The sequence below is a fragment of the Streptomyces tubbatahanensis genome, assembly GCF_022699385.1.
GTDB lineage: Bacteria > Actinomycetota > Actinomycetes > Streptomycetales > Streptomycetaceae > Streptomyces > Streptomyces diacarni.
Window position 1 is genome coordinate 4,380,001 of the sequence record NZ_CP093846.1, and the last position, 13,747, is coordinate 4,393,747.

General features: G+C 69.9%; 11 protein-coding genes and 2 rRNA genes (1 of these 13 cut by a window edge). 10 read left to right on the forward strand and 3 right to left on the reverse strand.

Annotated features, from left to right (window positions below):
• The 9 genes from MMF93_RS18795 to MMF93_RS18835 all read left to right on the forward strand — a co-directional run.
• Positions 1-2,374: ribosomal RNA gene (locus tag MMF93_RS18795) — 23S ribosomal RNA — on the forward strand; it begins 754 nt to the left of the window's first position.
• A 91-nt stretch (positions 2,375-2,465) separates the two neighbouring features.
• A 5S ribosomal RNA gene (gene rrf, locus MMF93_RS18800) occupies positions 2,466-2,582 on the forward strand.
• 100 nt (positions 2,583-2,682) lie between these two features.
• Positions 2,683-3,960, forward strand: coding sequence for an MFS transporter (locus tag MMF93_RS18805; RefSeq protein ID WP_242753103.1), 1,278 nt, complete (start codon positions 2,683-2,685; stop codon positions 3,958-3,960).
• Entirely contained in the window at positions 3,929-5,110 is a 1,182-nt protein-coding gene (locus tag MMF93_RS18810) for an acetoin utilization protein AcuC (protein WP_242753105.1), read from the forward strand. Before MMF93_RS18805 ends, MMF93_RS18810 begins: the two co-directional genes overlap by 32 nt.
• 737 nt (positions 5,111-5,847) lie before the next feature.
• On the forward strand, positions 5,848-6,057 hold the full coding sequence (locus MMF93_RS18815; protein WP_157846443.1) for a helix-turn-helix domain-containing protein: 210 nt from the start codon (positions 5,848-5,850) through the stop codon (positions 6,055-6,057).
• Positions 6,058-6,239: 182 nt separating this feature from the next.
• Positions 6,240-6,338 carry a 30S ribosomal protein bS22 gene (locus tag MMF93_RS18820; RefSeq protein ID WP_003948845.1) on the forward strand — a complete coding sequence of 33 codons (99 nt, stop codon included), beginning with the start codon at positions 6,240-6,242 and terminating at the stop codon, positions 6,336-6,338.
• Between the two features lie 252 nt (positions 6,339-6,590).
• Entirely contained in the window at positions 6,591-7,688 is a 1,098-nt protein-coding gene (locus tag MMF93_RS18825) for an NAD-dependent epimerase/dehydratase family protein (RefSeq protein WP_242753113.1), read from the forward strand.
• Positions 7,681-8,853: a lysophospholipid acyltransferase family protein gene (locus MMF93_RS18830; protein ID WP_242753122.1), complete on the forward strand. Its 1,173-nt coding sequence runs from the start codon at positions 7,681-7,683 to the stop codon at positions 8,851-8,853. The genes MMF93_RS18825 and MMF93_RS18830 overlap by 8 nt, the downstream gene beginning before the upstream one ends.
• A 151-nt stretch (positions 8,854-9,004) precedes the next feature.
• Positions 9,005-9,331 carry a hypothetical protein gene (locus MMF93_RS18835; RefSeq protein ID WP_114023699.1) on the forward strand — a complete coding sequence of 109 codons (327 nt, stop codon included), beginning with the start codon at positions 9,005-9,007 and terminating at the stop codon, positions 9,329-9,331.
• A gap of 74 nt (positions 9,332-9,405) precedes the next feature.
• On the opposite strand, the gene MMF93_RS18840 is transcribed toward MMF93_RS18835, so the two are convergent.
• The 3 genes from MMF93_RS18840 to MMF93_RS18850 form a co-directional block, all read right to left on the reverse strand.
• Positions 9,406-10,791, reverse strand: coding sequence for a DUF5667 domain-containing protein (locus tag MMF93_RS18840; protein ID WP_242753124.1), 1,386 nt, complete (start codon positions 10,789-10,791; stop codon positions 9,406-9,408).
• Positions 10,792-11,057: 266 nt separating this feature from the next.
• The gene (locus MMF93_RS18845; protein ID WP_242753126.1) at positions 11,058-11,897 is read right to left on the reverse strand and encodes an ECF subfamily RNA polymerase sigma factor, BldN family; all 840 of its coding nucleotides are present in this window, start codon (positions 11,895-11,897) and stop codon (positions 11,058-11,060) included.
• A 421-nt stretch (positions 11,898-12,318) separates the two neighbouring features.
• Positions 12,319-13,263 (reverse strand): HAD family hydrolase, encoded by a 945-nt coding sequence (locus tag MMF93_RS18850; protein WP_242753128.1) that lies wholly within the window; start codon positions 13,261-13,263, stop codon positions 12,319-12,321.
• Positions 13,264-13,317: 54 nt separating this feature from the next.
• Between MMF93_RS18850 and MMF93_RS18855 the strand changes: the two genes are divergently transcribed.
• Positions 13,318-13,554, forward strand: coding sequence for a glutaredoxin family protein (locus MMF93_RS18855; protein ID WP_114023634.1), 237 nt, complete (start codon positions 13,318-13,320; stop codon positions 13,552-13,554).
• The last annotated feature ends 193 nt before the right edge of the window (positions 13,555-13,747 follow it).

The window sequence follows — 13,747 nt, forward strand, 5'->3', positions numbered from 1 at the left end:
GTTTGAGTAGCGTGTTCAAGACCCGAAGCGGAGTGATCTAGCCATGGGCAGGGTGAAGCGGAGGTAAGACTTCGTGGAGGCCCGAACCCACCAGGGTTGAAAACCTGGGGGATGACCTGTGGTTAGGGGTGAAAGGCCAATCAAACTCCGTGATAGCTGGTTCTCCCCGAAATGCATTTAGGTGCAGCGTCGTGTGTTTCTTGCCGGAGGTAGAGCACTGGATAGGCGATGGGCCTTACCGGGTTACTGACCTTAGCCAAACTCCGAATGCCGGTAAGTGAGAGCGCGGCAGTGAGACTGTGGGGGATAAGCTCCATGGTCGAGAGGGAAACAGCCCAGAGCATCGACTAAGGCCCCTAAGCGTGTGCTAAGTGGGAAAGGATGTGGAGTCGCAGAGACAACCAGGAGGTTGGCTTAGAAGCAGCCATCCTTGAAAGAGTGCGTAATAGCTCACTGGTCAAGTGATTCCGCGCCGACAATGTAGCGGGGCTCAAGTACACCGCCGAAGTCGTGTCACTCCAACGTGAGGGCTAACGCCTGTTGGGGTGGGTAGGGGAGCGTCGTGTGCCGGGTGAAGCAGCCGTGGAAGCGAGTTGTGGATGGTTCACGAGTGAGAATGCAGGCATGAGTAGCGATACATGCGTGAGAAACGTGTGCGCCGATTGACTAAGGGTTCCTGGGTCAAGCTGATCTGCCCAGGGTAAGTCGGGACCTAAGGCGAGGCCGACAGGCGTAGTCGATGGAGAACCGGTTGATATTCCGGTACCCGCTATGCAGCGATCAACATCGAATCAGGTGATGCTAAGTCCGTGAAACCGTCCGTGCCGGCTTTGCTGGTTTCGGGAGTGGTGGAGCCGACGGTCCAAGTCTGTAGTAGGTGAGTGATGGGGTGACGCAGTGAGGTAGTCCATCCCGGGCGGTGGTTGTCCCGGGGTAAGGGTGTAGCCCGAGGAGTAGGTAAATCCGTTCCTCGTTACAGGGGTGAGACCTGATGCCGAGCCGTTTGTGGTGAAGTGGATGATCCTGTGCTGTCGAGAAAAGCCTCTAGCGAGGTGTGTGGCGGCCCGTACCCTAAACCGACTCAGGTGGTCTGGTAGAGAATACCGAGGCGTTCGGGTGAACTATGGTTAAGGAACTCGGCAAAATGCCCCCGTAACTTCGGGAGAAGGGGGGCCACACCTGGTGAGGGAGTTTTCCTCCTGAGCTGGGGGTGGCCGCAGAGACCAGCGAGAAGCGACTGTTTACTAAAAACACAGGTCCGTGCGAAGCCGTAAGGCGAGGTATACGGACTGACGCCTGCCCGGTGCTGGAACGTTAAGGGGACCGGTTAGTCACATTTCGGTGTGGTGAAGCTGAGAACTTAAGCGCCAGTAAACGGCGGTGGTAACTATAACCATCCTAAGGTAGCGAAATTCCTTGTCGGGTAAGTTCCGACCTGCACGAATGGCGTAACGACTTCTTGACTGTCTCAACCATAGACCCGGTGAAATTGCACTACGAGTAAAGATGCTCGTTTCGCGCAGCAGGACGGAAAGACCCCGGGACCTTTACTATAGCTTGATATTGGTGTTCGGTTCGGCTTGTGTAGGATAGGTGGGAGACTGTGATGCGGGCACGCCAGTGTTCGTGGAGTCGTTGTTGAAATACCACTCTGGTCGTGCTGGATGTCTAACCTGGGTCCGTGATCCGGATCGGGGACAGTGTCTGGTGGGTAGTTTAACTGGGGCGGTTGCCTCCTAAATGGTAACGGAGGCGCCCAAAGGTTCCCTCAGCCTGGTTGGTCATCAGGTGGTGAGTGTAAGTGCACAAGGGAGCTTGACTGTGAGACTGACGGGTCGAGCAGGGACGAAAGTCGGGACTAGTGATCCGGCGGTGGCTTGTGGAAGCGCCGTCGCTCAACGGATAAAAGGTACCCCGGGGATAACAGGCTGATCTTCCCCAAGAGTCCATATCGACGGGATGGTTTGGCACCTCGATGTCGGCTCGTCGCATCCTGGGGCTGGAGTCGGTCCCAAGGGTTGGGCTGTTCGCCCATTAAAGCGGTACGCGAGCTGGGTTTAGAACGTCGTGAGACAGTTCGGTCCCTATCCGCTGCGCGCGTTGGAGTCTTGAGAAGGGCTGTCCCTAGTACGAGAGGACCGGGACGGACGGACCTCTGGTGTGCCAGTTGTTCTGCCAAGGGCATGGCTGGTTGGCTACGTTCGGGAAGGATAACCGCTGAAAGCATCTAAGCGGGAAGCCTGCTTCGAGATGAGGACTCCTGCCTCCTTTGAGAGGGTAAGGCTCCCTGGAGATGACGGGGTTGATAGGCCGGATCTGGAAGCCCAGTAATGGGTGGAGGTGACCGGTACTAATAGGCCGAGGGCTTGTCCATAGAGGCTCGCGTCCACTGTGTGGGTTCTGAGACAACAACCCGAGCACCCCCACGTGTTGTGTGGGGTTGTGCCGGTTGTGTTTCGTAGTGTTTCGGTGGTCATAGCGTGAGGGAAACGCCCGGTTACATTCCGAACCCGGAAGCTAAGCCTTTCAGCGCCGATGGTACTGCATGCGGGAGCGTGTGGGAGAGTAGGACGCCGCCGAACTACATGTGAGAGAAAGCCCCGTTGGCACACGCCAACGGGGCTTTCTTTTTTGCGTTCTACACCTACCCACGCGTAGCGGGGAGTTCTAGGCTCTGCGCCCATGACGCAGGCTCAGACGCGGCGCTCGCGTGGGCGGTTGGCGCTGGCCGCCGCCTTCTTCGTGCAGGGTGCGGTGTTCGCGCTGCTCGTGACGCGCATCCCCGCGATCCAGGACCGTTACGGGGTGTCCGACGCGCTGCTTCCCGTCTTCCTCGCGGCCGTCCCCGTCGTGGCGGGGGTGGGCAGCGTCCTCGCCGAGCGCCTGGTGCGCGGCGTGCGGCCGAGCAGGGTGCTGCGGTGGTCGCAGGCCGCGACGTGCCTGGCCCTGGTGTGGGTGGGCGGCGGTCAGGGGCTCGCGCAACTGGCGTCGGCGCTGGTGGCGTTCGGGCTGGCCGTGGGGATGCTGGACGCGGCGATGAACATGCTCGGCGTCAGCCTGGAGAGGGCGTACGGGCGCAGCATCATGCTGGGCTTCCATGCCGCCTACAGTCTGGGCGGCATCGTCGGGGCGTCGCTCGCCTGGCTGGGGGCGCACCAGGACCTGTCCTTGCTGGTGCTGTACGGGCCCGTGGTGGCCGCGTTGCTGCCGGTGACGCTGGTGGCGAGCCGGTGGTACGTGGATGCCGGGAGGCTTCGGGAAGGGGAGACGCCTCCGGACCGGGAGGCGTACCCGGACGGGGCGGAGCCGCCCACCGGCGAGGGGCGTGCGGGTGCGGGTGTTGCCGGCGGCTCGGCCGGGGGTGCCGTGTCCTGGAGGCTGCTGTTGCCGCTCTGCCTCGTGATGGCCTTCGCCTACATCGGGGACTCGACCGTCTCCAACTGGAGCGCGAAGTATCTGCAGGACGTGCTCGGCAGCTCGGAGCAGCTGGCCACGGTGCCGTACAACGTCTACATGGTGACCACCCTGGTGGGCCGGACGGTCGGTGACCTGGTGGTGCGGCGGCTCGGAGCCGCGTTCGTGGTGCGGGCGGGGTCGGTGGTGGCGGCGCTCGGGTTCGCGGTGGTGACGGTGGCGCCGGGGGCGTGGAGCGGGATCGCCGGGTTCGCCGTGCTGGGGTTCGGGCTGTGTGTGATCGTGCCGCAGACGTTCGTGGCCGCGGGGCGGCTGTTCCCTGCGGCGTCCGAGGCGGCCGTGGCCCGGCTGAACGTCTTCAACTATGTCGGCTTCCTGGTGGGTTCGCCGCTCGTCGGAGCGCTGGGGGGCGCCTGGGACTACCGGGGCGCGATGCTCGTCCCGATGGTGTTGGTACTGGTGACACTGGCCTGCGCCGGCTCGTTCGCAGGGCGTGACCGATACGGTGGCGGGCATGAGCGGCCGCGCGCAGTTGATGTGGGATGAGGGCGTCACCGGCTACGACTTCGGTCGTGGGCATCCGATGGACCCCGTACGGCTCGCGCTCACGAAGCGCCTGATCGAGTCGCTGGGGGTGGAGAGCTGTCCGGAGCTGCGGGTGGTCGCGGCCAAGCCGGTCGGGGAGTCGACGTTGCGGCTCGTCCACAGGCCGGACTACATCGAGGCCGTACGGCAGGCGTCCGCTGATCCGGCGTCGGCGGACGAGCGGTTCGGTCTGGGTACCGTCGACGATCCGGCGTTCGCCCGCATGCACGACGTCTCCGCGCTGATCGCCGGACAGTCGGTGGGCGGGGCCGAGGCCGTCTGGCAGGGAAAGGCGCTGCACGCCGTGAACTTCGCCGGCGGGCTGCATCACGCCATGCCGGCGAGCGCGTCCGGTTTCTGCGTCTACAACGATCCGGCGCTCGCCATCGCCCGGCTTCTGGAGCTGGGTGCGGAGCGGGTCGCGTACGTCGACCTGGACGTGCACCACGGTGACGGGGTCCAGGCGGCGTTCTGGGACGATCCGCGGGTGCTGACGATCTCCCTGCACGAGCACCCCGGCACGCTGTTCCCCGGCACGGGCTGGCCGGAGGAGTGCGGCGGTGCGGACGCCGAGGGGAGCGCGGTGAACGTGGCGCTGCCGCCCGGCACGACCGACGAGGGGTGGCTGCGGGCCGTCCACGCGGTGGTGCCCGAGCTGCTGGAGGCCTTCCAGCCGCAGTTCCTGGTCTCGCAGCACGGCGCCGACACCCACATCGAGGACCCACTGGCGCACTTGGCGGTGAGCGTCGACGCGCAGCGGCTGGCCGCCGAGGCCGCGCACGAGTGGGCGCACACGTACGCGGAGGGCCGGTGGCTGGCGCTCGGCGGCGGGGGCTACGCGGTGGTGGACGTGGTGCCGCGGACGTGGACGCACCTGGTGGCGATCGCGGCGGGCGTGCCGGTGCCGCGGGAGGCCGAGGTGCCGGCCGAGTGGCGGCAGGAGGTCTTCGCGCGGACGGGCGGCGGAGGAGCCCCGCAGCGGATGACGGACGGGCTCGAGCCGCGCTGGCGGGGCTGGGAGGAGGCCGGGTACGACCCGGCGGACCGGTTGGACCAGGCGGTCCGCGCCACGCGCCGCGCGGTGTTCCCGGCCCACGGGCTGCTGCCGTGAGCCGCGCGTCGCGAGGCTGGTTGAGGGGTGCCGGATGCGGGGTATCGGCAGGTGCGGAGTGCGTGCCGAGGCGCGTGGGCCCCGCGAAGCCGGACCGCCCCCGTCAGCCGTCCCTGCCCCCTGGCCGACTCCTGGACAACTACGTCACATTGGCCCCACGCCTGTCGGCGTCTGGACGGCCCGCCTAGCACCGGCGTAGGGGGGACCTGTCGACATAGCGATGCGATTCGGGGTACGTCAGTGCGGCCTCTCCTACGTACGGGGAGTCGCGTCGCCTCGCGTCACCAGCGTGCGGGGAAGCGCCCGCGAGCGGGGCGCACGCTCGCGCGCCCCGCGCGGTCCCGGCCGTGCGGGAGGGGAGAGCGGCGCTGCCGTCCGGCGGTGACGAGCGGTGGGAAACGGGGGCACGGCTGAGGCGTCGGCGCAGGTCAGTGGCGCGGCGGGGGCGGCGGGCCGAGGGGGGCCGACGGGGAGGCGCGCGAGGGCGCGGACCGGTCGACGAAGCCCGGAGGAAGGCCCGCAGGGGCGCTCTGGTGTGACGGTGCGCAGTCCGATTACTACCGCGCGCTTACTCGCTATGTACTCAATCGAGCGTGTCTGTCACGGTAGGCGAGCGAGAGCTACTCCTCTTCATCACTTGCATCACGCGCCCCTGATCCGGGGTAGAGCGCACATGCGAGCAGGAGACACCGGAGGGGAAGCCGGTGCCCGACATGTGCGGAAGGTTCAGGTGTGACATGGCTGCTGACGAACGCCCTCTGAACGAGGTCGTGTTCCTGACCGTGGCGGAGGTCGCCGCGGTGATGCGAGTCTCCAAGATGACCGTGTACCGCCTGGTGCACAGCGGTCATCTGCCGGCGATCCGGGTGGGCAGGTCCTTCCGGGTCCCGGAGAAGGCCGTCCACGAATACCTCGAGGAGTCCTACGTGGGGGTGGAGAGCGCTTAGGCCGAGGCCCGGCGCGGCCGTCACCGCGGACGGTGGCGGGCGGCACCCCTCGATTCACATCCACTGTCCGGTGCCGGGTAGGGTGGCCCCATGTAGGTCGTGTGGGCTCGGACGCCCCGCACCGAGTATCGAAATGAGTTCGCCCCCACCTTGTGGGGGATGATCCGTGAGCGAGGGTAGTCGTGGGCTCTGTCATCAAGAAGCGGCGTAAGCGGATGGCGAAGAAGAAGCACCGCAAGCTGCTGAAGCGGACGCGTGTGCAGCGTCGCAACAAGAAGTGAGCGAGCGCACCGCACGCCACTGACCGCCGCCTTTCTCCCCGCGCGGGGAGAAAGGCGGCGGTTCTGCTTTGGGCACGCGTCGGAGCCGAAGTCGGAGCCGACGCCGGAGTTCACGTCGTCACGCACGTCGTCACGCACGTCGTCACGCACGTCGTCACGCACGTCGTCACGCACGTCGCGGCGCACGTCGCCGCTCGCGTCGGGGCTCACGTCGTGCGGGAGGTCGTACCGGGAGCGGCGCAGGGAGGGATCGTGGGCAAGGTCGTACTCGTCACCGGCGTGGGCAGGCCGCTCGGTGCCCGGTTCGTCCGCCGCGTGCGGCGGGAGCCGGGGGTGAGCCGGGTCATCGGGGTGGACACCCACCCGCCGGCCGACCCGCTGGGTGACGCGGAGTTCGTGCGGGCCGACATCCGGCAGCCCGCCATCGGCAAGGTGCTGGCCGAGCACGCGGTGCACACCGTCGTGCACATGGATCTGCACGGCACCGGGCTGACCCCCGGCGGCGGGGGGCGCGGCGCGGTCAAGGAGACCAACGTCATAGGGGCCATGCAGCTGCTCGGTGCCTGCCAGCAGACGCCCACCGTCAGCCGGCTGGTGATCAAGTCGACGACGAGCGTGTACGGTTCCGCGCCCCGCGACCCGGCCGTCTTCGACGAGGCGACCCCGGCGCGCTCCCTGCCCGGCGGTGGCTTCGCCAAGGACGCGGTGGAGGTGGAGGGCTACGTGCGCGGATTCGCGCGGCGGCGTCCGGACGTCGCCGTGACCGTGCTGCGCTTCGCCCACATCCTCGGTCCCGCCGCCGAGTCACCGCTCGCCGCCTACTTCTCGCTGCCCGTCCTGCCGACCGTGCTCGGCTACGACCCCCGGCTGCAGTTCGTGCACGACGACGACGTGATCGAGGCGCTGCGCCTGGCGGCGGCCGAGCCCGGCGCCGGAACTCTTCGCGCGGGCACCTTCAACATCGCCGGGGAGGGGGTGCTGCCGCTCTCCCAGTGCGCCAGGCGGCTGGGGCGGCCGACGGTGCCGACGCTGCTGCCCGCCATCCGCTGGGGCGGCGGAGCGCTGCGCGCGGTCGGCCTCGCGGACTTCTCCCCCGAGCAGTTGCGGCTGCTCACGCACGGGCGGGTGGTGGCGACCGGGCACGCCCGCGACGTGCTGGGCTTCACGCCGCGCCGTACGAGCGGGCAGACGCTGGAGGCCTTCGCGGGCAACCACCGTCCTGGACTGCTGCCGCCCGCGACCCTGGCGCGGGCCGTCGACAGGGTCGCTCAGTTGTTGCCGGGGAAACCCGTCCCGCCGGTACAGGACGCCGGTGCGGGCAGCGAGGAGGAGGTGCGCCGGGATGGGTGACGCCAAGGTCATACCCTTCGACGACGACAGGGGCCGCCCGCGCGGCGCGTCCGCCGCCGGTTCGCCCGGCGGGCAGGGCCGGCGGGCGAAGGGCGCTGACCGGTCGTCCGCTGACCGTCCGCCCCGGCGCCCGCCGCTGACGACCGTGCCGGACCAGGGACCGGAAGAGGACGCGGAAACCGTGCCGGACCAGGGGCCGGGGACCGTGCCGGACCAGGGACCGGAAGCCGTGCCGGACCAAGGGCGGGGAGAGGCTGCGGGGGCCGGGTCGGAGCCGGGCCCGGCGGGCGGGGACGGCGGTGGGCTGCTCCAGCGGGTGCTGGGGGCCGGCTGGGAGGAGCAGGCGGCGCGGGGGCTGGCGTTCCTGCGGCGCCGGGTCACCGGAGAGTACGAGGTCGACGACTTCGGCTACGACGAGGAACTGACCGACCAGGTCCTGATGTCGCTGCTGCGCCCCGTGTTCGAGAAGTACTTCCGCGTCGAGGTGCGGGGCGTGGAGAACATACCGGCCGACGGGGCCGCGCTGGTGGTCGCCAACCACTCGGGGACGCTGCCGCTCGACGGGCTGATGCTCCAGGTCGCCGTCCACGACCACCACCCCGCCGGCCGCCACCTGCGGCTGCTCGGCGCCGACCTGGTGTTCGTGCTGCCCGTCGTCAACGAGCTGGCCCGCAAGGCCGGACACACGCTCGCCTGTGCGGAGGACGCGCAGACGCTGCTGGAGCGCGGCGAGGTCGTCGGCGTGATGCCGGAGGGCTTCAAGGGGCTCGGCAAGCCGTTCGCCGACCGCTACAAGCTCCAGCGGTTCGGGCGGGGCGGCTTCGTCTCGACGGCGCTGCGGGCGGGCGCGCCCATCGTGCCGTGCTCGATCGTGGGGGCCGAGGAGATCTACCCGATGATCGGCAACTCGCGCACGCTGGCGCGCCTGTTGGGCTTCCCGTACTTCCCCCTGACGCCCACCTTCCCCTGGCTCGGGCCGCTGGGCGCCCTACCGCTGCCGACGAAGTGGACCATCCAGTTCGGCGAGCCGCTGCCCACCGACGGCCACCCGCCCGAGGCGGCGGAGGACCCGATGCTGATGTTCAACCTGACCGACCAGGTACGGGAGACGATCCAGCACACCCTCTACAAGCTGCTCGTGCGGCGCCGCTCGGTCTTCTTCTGACGGGCCGCGGGGCGCAAGCTCCCCGGTGCGGGCGGCGAACCCTGACGGGTGACAGGTGTGGACGTGCGCGGCGCGCTGGTTGCGTGGGGAACGTCGGCCGGCGAGCAGAACCGGCTGGGACGACGTCCATCGCTGAACGAGGGAGATGACCATGAAGCGCGTGCTCGCGGCGACCCTGATGGCCGGTGCGGCGACGGTGGTTCCGCTCGCCGGCACGGCGTCGGCTGCGGACGCCCCGCCCGTTTCCGCCGACAACGTGCTGGACTGCAACACCAAGACCACGGGGCGGCAGGGCTGGGCGGCCTGCCGCAACAACACCAGCCAGTCCGTCGCCTTCCGCGTCACCGTGGTGTGCGGGCGGGCCTTCGACGGAGCGGGCAACTGGGTCACGCTGAACCCCGGCGCCACCGGCACCTCGGGCTTCGAGTGCGGCCCGGCCAGCACCGGCGCGGGCAGCGCGAGCTGGGAAGAGGGCTGAGCGGGGCGCGGCATCCGCGAGGGGGGCACCGACGGCTCGTCGGTGCCCCCCTCGTCGTGCGCCCGGCGCACGCCTCACTTCTCGCGGTCGTCCAGGCCCAGGCCCGGCAGCACCTCCGGCACGATGGGCGGGAGAGTGATCTCGGGCTCGCCGTCCGGCGTGGCGGAGTTCCCCGAGGCGGAACCCGAGCGGGAGCCCGTGGGCTCGTCGCCGCGCTCGGGCTTCTCGGTGGGACCGAGCAGGCCGCCGCCGAGCAGACCCTCACCGTCGCGCCGCTGGGAGTCGGTGGGCGACGGCTCCTCGCTGCGGCGCTCCCGCTGCCCGTGCGTACCGTCCGAGGACGGCGTCGAGGGCTCCGTGGACGGCGACTCCTCGCCCGTACGGTCGCTCGTGCCCCGCTCGCGCTCCTGCGCCCCGTCCTGGGGCCCGCGCGGGAGGAGCGACCGCAGAGGGGTGACGTCCTCGTCCATGGCGTCGAAGACGGAGGTGACCTTCTCGCCCACGTCGCGCAGCTGCACCGGCAGCCGGTCGCGCAACCGGCTCCAGCCGTCCCTGTGCTCCTTGGTGAAGCTGGACAGCGACCGGATCGGTGCCAGGTCGCCGTCCTGCCGGTAGGCCGCGCTCAGCAGGCGGTGCCCCTCCGAGGCGTCGTGCTGCATGCCCGAGAGTGCCCTGCGGACCTCGGCCAGCGACTCGTGGTCGAGCGCGCCCGCGCGGTCCCGCTCCATGAGACGGCGGGCCTCCTTCATGCGGGTGGAGGCGTGGTCCAGCAGGAGACTGCCGCGGTCGGCGTCGTCGCCGGCCAGGTCGAGCCTGAGGTCCTCCATGCCGCGCTTGAGGCCGTAGAGGTTGTCGCCAGGGAGAGCGTCGGTGCTGGCCGCCGCGGCGCCGCCCAGGGCTCCTGCCGCCACTCCGACGCTCAGGCCGCCGGCCGCCAGCCCCTTGCCCAGCCGGGATGTGGGGCGCAGCTTGCTCAGGGGGTTCGGTGCGCGGTGCGCGCCGCCCCTCCCGGCCCGGGAGGCGGCCCGGCCGTCGCGCTGTTCGGGAAGCCGCGCGTCCGGCGCGGCCGATCCGCCCTCGGCGAAGGCCGTCTCCATGGCGGCGATCAGCTGCGCCCGCTGCACCGTCTTGACCTCGGGGTCCAGCTGCGGCCTGGGCAGCGCGGCCAGTTCACCCGCCAGCGGCAGCAGTGGCCGGTCGGTGCCGCTCGCCCGGTGGCTGTGCGGGGGCGGGGGCGACCCGGAGGGTGAGGGCGGCGACGGGGGAGAGGCCGACGACCGGGACGGCGCGTGCCGTGCCCGTGTCCGCGGCGAGGCCCCCGGTGGGGCCGCTCCGCTTCTCCCCGGGTCCGCGGAGCCCTCGGACCCTGTGTCGGCCGCCGCGCCCGCGTCGCGCTCCTGCTCGTCCAGGGCCTGGGCGAAGGCGATGGCCCGTCGGCTGGTCGGCACGGATCCGATCACCGGCGGCACCTCCTCTCGTCAGCACGGTCGACTCCCCGCCGCACAGGAAGGGGTGCGTGACCGACCGCGCCCGCTCGAGCGTGAACGGGCCCCGGCCGGTCACGGCTGGGGGAGTCTGCAACCCCCACAACGAGCGCAAGCCAGTCGGGTTACGGAGTCCGATGTCACGATGATGTGACCGGTGTTCCGGTGCGCGACGCCCGCGGGAGTGCCGGGCGCCCCGCGGGACTGCCGGGCGCACGCCGGGGTGCCGGGCGCACGCCGGGTCAGCGCGCGTCGTCGGGGAGGAGTCTGGCGAGGGTGCGCACGGCGCGGTACTGGAGGGTTTTGATCGCCCCCTCGTTCTTGCCCATGACCCGCGCCGTCTCGGCCACCGAGAGCCCCTGCAGAAATCGGAGCGTGACGCACTCCTGCTGTTGGGGGTTGAGCTTACGTACGGCCTCCAGCAGGGCGGCGTTGGAGAGGGACTCCAGGACCGACTCCTCGGGGGAGCGTTCCACCTCGTTGGCGTCGAGCATCTCGCCGGTGGTCACTTCGAGGCGGAAGCGGCTCGACTTGAAGTGGTCGGCGACGAGGTTCCGGGCGATGGTCACCAGCCAGGCCCCGAAGTCGCGGCCCTGCCAGGTGAAGGTTCCGATGCGGCGGAGGGCGCGCAGGAAGGTCTCACTGGTCAGGTCCTCGGCGGTCGCCCGGCCGCCGACCCGGTAGTAGATGTAGCGGTAGACGGTGTCGCTGTACTGGTCGTAGAGCCGGCCGAACGCCTCGGCCTCACCGGCCTGGGCCGCTTCGACCAGGTCCATCATCCGGCGGCTGTCGGTGTCCGAGGCGGCGGGGCGCCGGGCGGTGGCGCCCGCCCCCCGGGCGCGTCGGCCACCGGCCGTGGTGGTGCGGGTCGTGGTGGTGCGGGTCGTGGCGCCGGCGGCGCGGTGCGCGAGGGCGTGGCAGGGGCCTGCGGGGACAGGTGCGGCTCCTGCGGGGACAGTTACGGCTGTTGCGGCGAGGGCAGGGACGGCGTACGCGGTGGGGACGAACGCACGCAGTTGGTCGAAGACTGTCGTGCGCAGCGTAGCCAGGCCCGAGGCGTCAACCCCGACGTGTGGGTACACGGGACTCCCAGAGGCAGAGCTTCCATCACGTGCAGTGCGGGACCATTCACCCGGCGTAGGGACGGATGGGTACCGAATTGCGTCTGAGGAGAATAACGCTTCGTACAGGCGGCACTACACGTAGTTGCCAAAATCGTCGGTTCGGTTCGCTCTGTTACGGAATGACGCCGCTTTCAGGCGTGTTTCACCCGCCAGGATTGATCACTTGGCTGGCTGGAAATGTCGCCTAGGCGATCATTTTTGACCGACTGAGGGCTGCGGGACTGGCGGGCGACAACGCCGGGTAACACTGCTGGATCGGGTCCAGGCAGGGGCGCACGGGCACTTCCGCGCGCCGGAACGCGCCGGGCACGCGCCGGCCGTGTACCGCAACGCACGGACGGCCGCCCTCGTGACAGGCCTGCCGGCCCTTGTGGCGGGCCTACCGGCGCCGGCGCTGGACCGCGACGGCGGCCGCCGCACCGCCCGCCAGCGCACCCACACCGGCAGCCGCCGGAAGGCCCACCTTGGCCGCCTTCCGGCCCGTGCGGTAGTCGCGCAGCCGCCAGCCCATTTCCCGCGCGTGCGCCCGCAGTCGGCTGTCAGGATTGATCGCATACGGATGGCCGACCAGTGACAGCATCGGAATGTCGTTCGCCGAATCGCTGTACGCGGCACACCGCTCCAGCTCGAGACCCTCCGCCGCGGCCAGCGCCCGCACCGCCTCCGCCTTCGCGGGTCCGTGCAGCGGCTCGCCGACCAGCCGCCCCGTGTAGATGCCGCCCACCGACTCGGCGACCGTCCCCAGCGCGCCGGTCAGGCCCAGGCGCCGCGCGATGATCGTGGCCGTCTCCACCGGCGCCGCCGTCACCAGCCACACCTTCTGGCCCGCGTCCAGGTGCGCCTGCGCCAGCGCGCGCGTCCCCGGCCAGATGCGGCCCGCCATGTACTCGTCGTAGATCTCCTCGCCGATCGCCATCAACTCGTGGACACGGTGGCCCTTGACGATCGACAGGGCGCTCTCGCGGGCGTCCTGCATGTGGTCGGCGTTCTCGGAGCCCGCGAGCCTGAAGTACGCCTGCTGCCAGGCGAAACGGGTCAGTTCGCGCTTGCGGAAGAACTTGCGCTTGTACAGGCCGCGGCCGAAGTGGAAGAGGGCCGCCCCCTGCATGACGGTGTTGTCCAGGTCGAAGAACGCCGCCGCGCGGACGTCCCCCACGACGGGGAACTCGGCCTCCTCGGCGCCCTCGTGCCCCTCGCGCTCGGCTGCCCTGGCCGCCGATTCCTGCTCCTGCTTGCGCGCCGCCTCCGCGGCGGCCTCGCCGGCGAGCACGCTCCGCGCGGTCGCGGAGCGCTTGCGAGAGGTGAGCCATGCGGGAAGGGCCATGCCGCGAGCATAGCCAGTTTGTTCGGTGGGTCCGTTACGTGCGGAGAATGGGGCATGAAGACTGTGACCCTCATCGGGAAGCCCGGGTGTCATCTGTGTGACGTGGCGCGCGACGTGATCGTGCGGGTGTGCGACGAGGTGGGCGCGGCCTGGGAGGAGAAGGACATCAACCAGGACCAGGAGCTCTACCGCGCCTACTGGGAACAGATCCCCGTCGTCCTCGTCGACGGACACCAGCACGACTTCTGGCGCGTGGACCCCGAGCGCCTCCGCCGCGCGCTCACGGAGTGACCCGGGCGTACGGGCAAACCGGTCGTCCGGCCCGCCCGTACGCCCGGGCCGCCCGCGTGCCGGACCGCCCGTACGCCCCGGACCGGCCGCTTACCCGGCCCGTCCGCTGCGACGCAGGACCGGAGCCTGGCCTGTTCCCGCCGTTCCGGCCGGGCCCTCGCGGTGCCTTCGGGCGGGACACCCGGGCCGGGGC

What these genes read in the sequence shown, in the direction of transcription:
- MMF93_RS18805 (WP_242753103.1), top strand. Translation starts at nt 2,683, where the DNA reads ATGACGCAGGCTCAGACGCGGCGCTCGCGTGGGCGGTTGGCGCTGGCC.
- MMF93_RS18810 (WP_242753105.1), top strand. Translation starts at nt 3,929, where the DNA reads ATGAGCGGCCGCGCGCAGTTGATGTGGGATGAGGGCGTCACCGGCTAC.
- MMF93_RS18815 (WP_157846443.1), top strand. Translation starts at nt 5,848, where the DNA reads ATGGCTGCTGACGAACGCCCTCTGAACGAGGTCGTGTTCCTGACCGTG.
- MMF93_RS18830 (WP_242753122.1), top strand. Translation starts at nt 7,681, where the DNA reads ATGGGTGACGCCAAGGTCATACCCTTCGACGACGACAGGGGCCGCCCG.
- MMF93_RS18835 (WP_114023699.1), top strand. Translation starts at nt 9,005, where the DNA reads ATGAAGCGCGTGCTCGCGGCGACCCTGATGGCCGGTGCGGCGACGGTG.
- MMF93_RS18850 (WP_242753128.1), bottom strand. Translation starts at nt 13,263, where the DNA reads ATGGCCCTTCCCGCATGGCTCACCTCTCGCAAGCGCTCCGCGACCGCG.
- MMF93_RS18855 (WP_114023634.1), top strand. Translation starts at nt 13,318, where the DNA reads ATGAAGACTGTGACCCTCATCGGGAAGCCCGGGTGTCATCTGTGTGAC.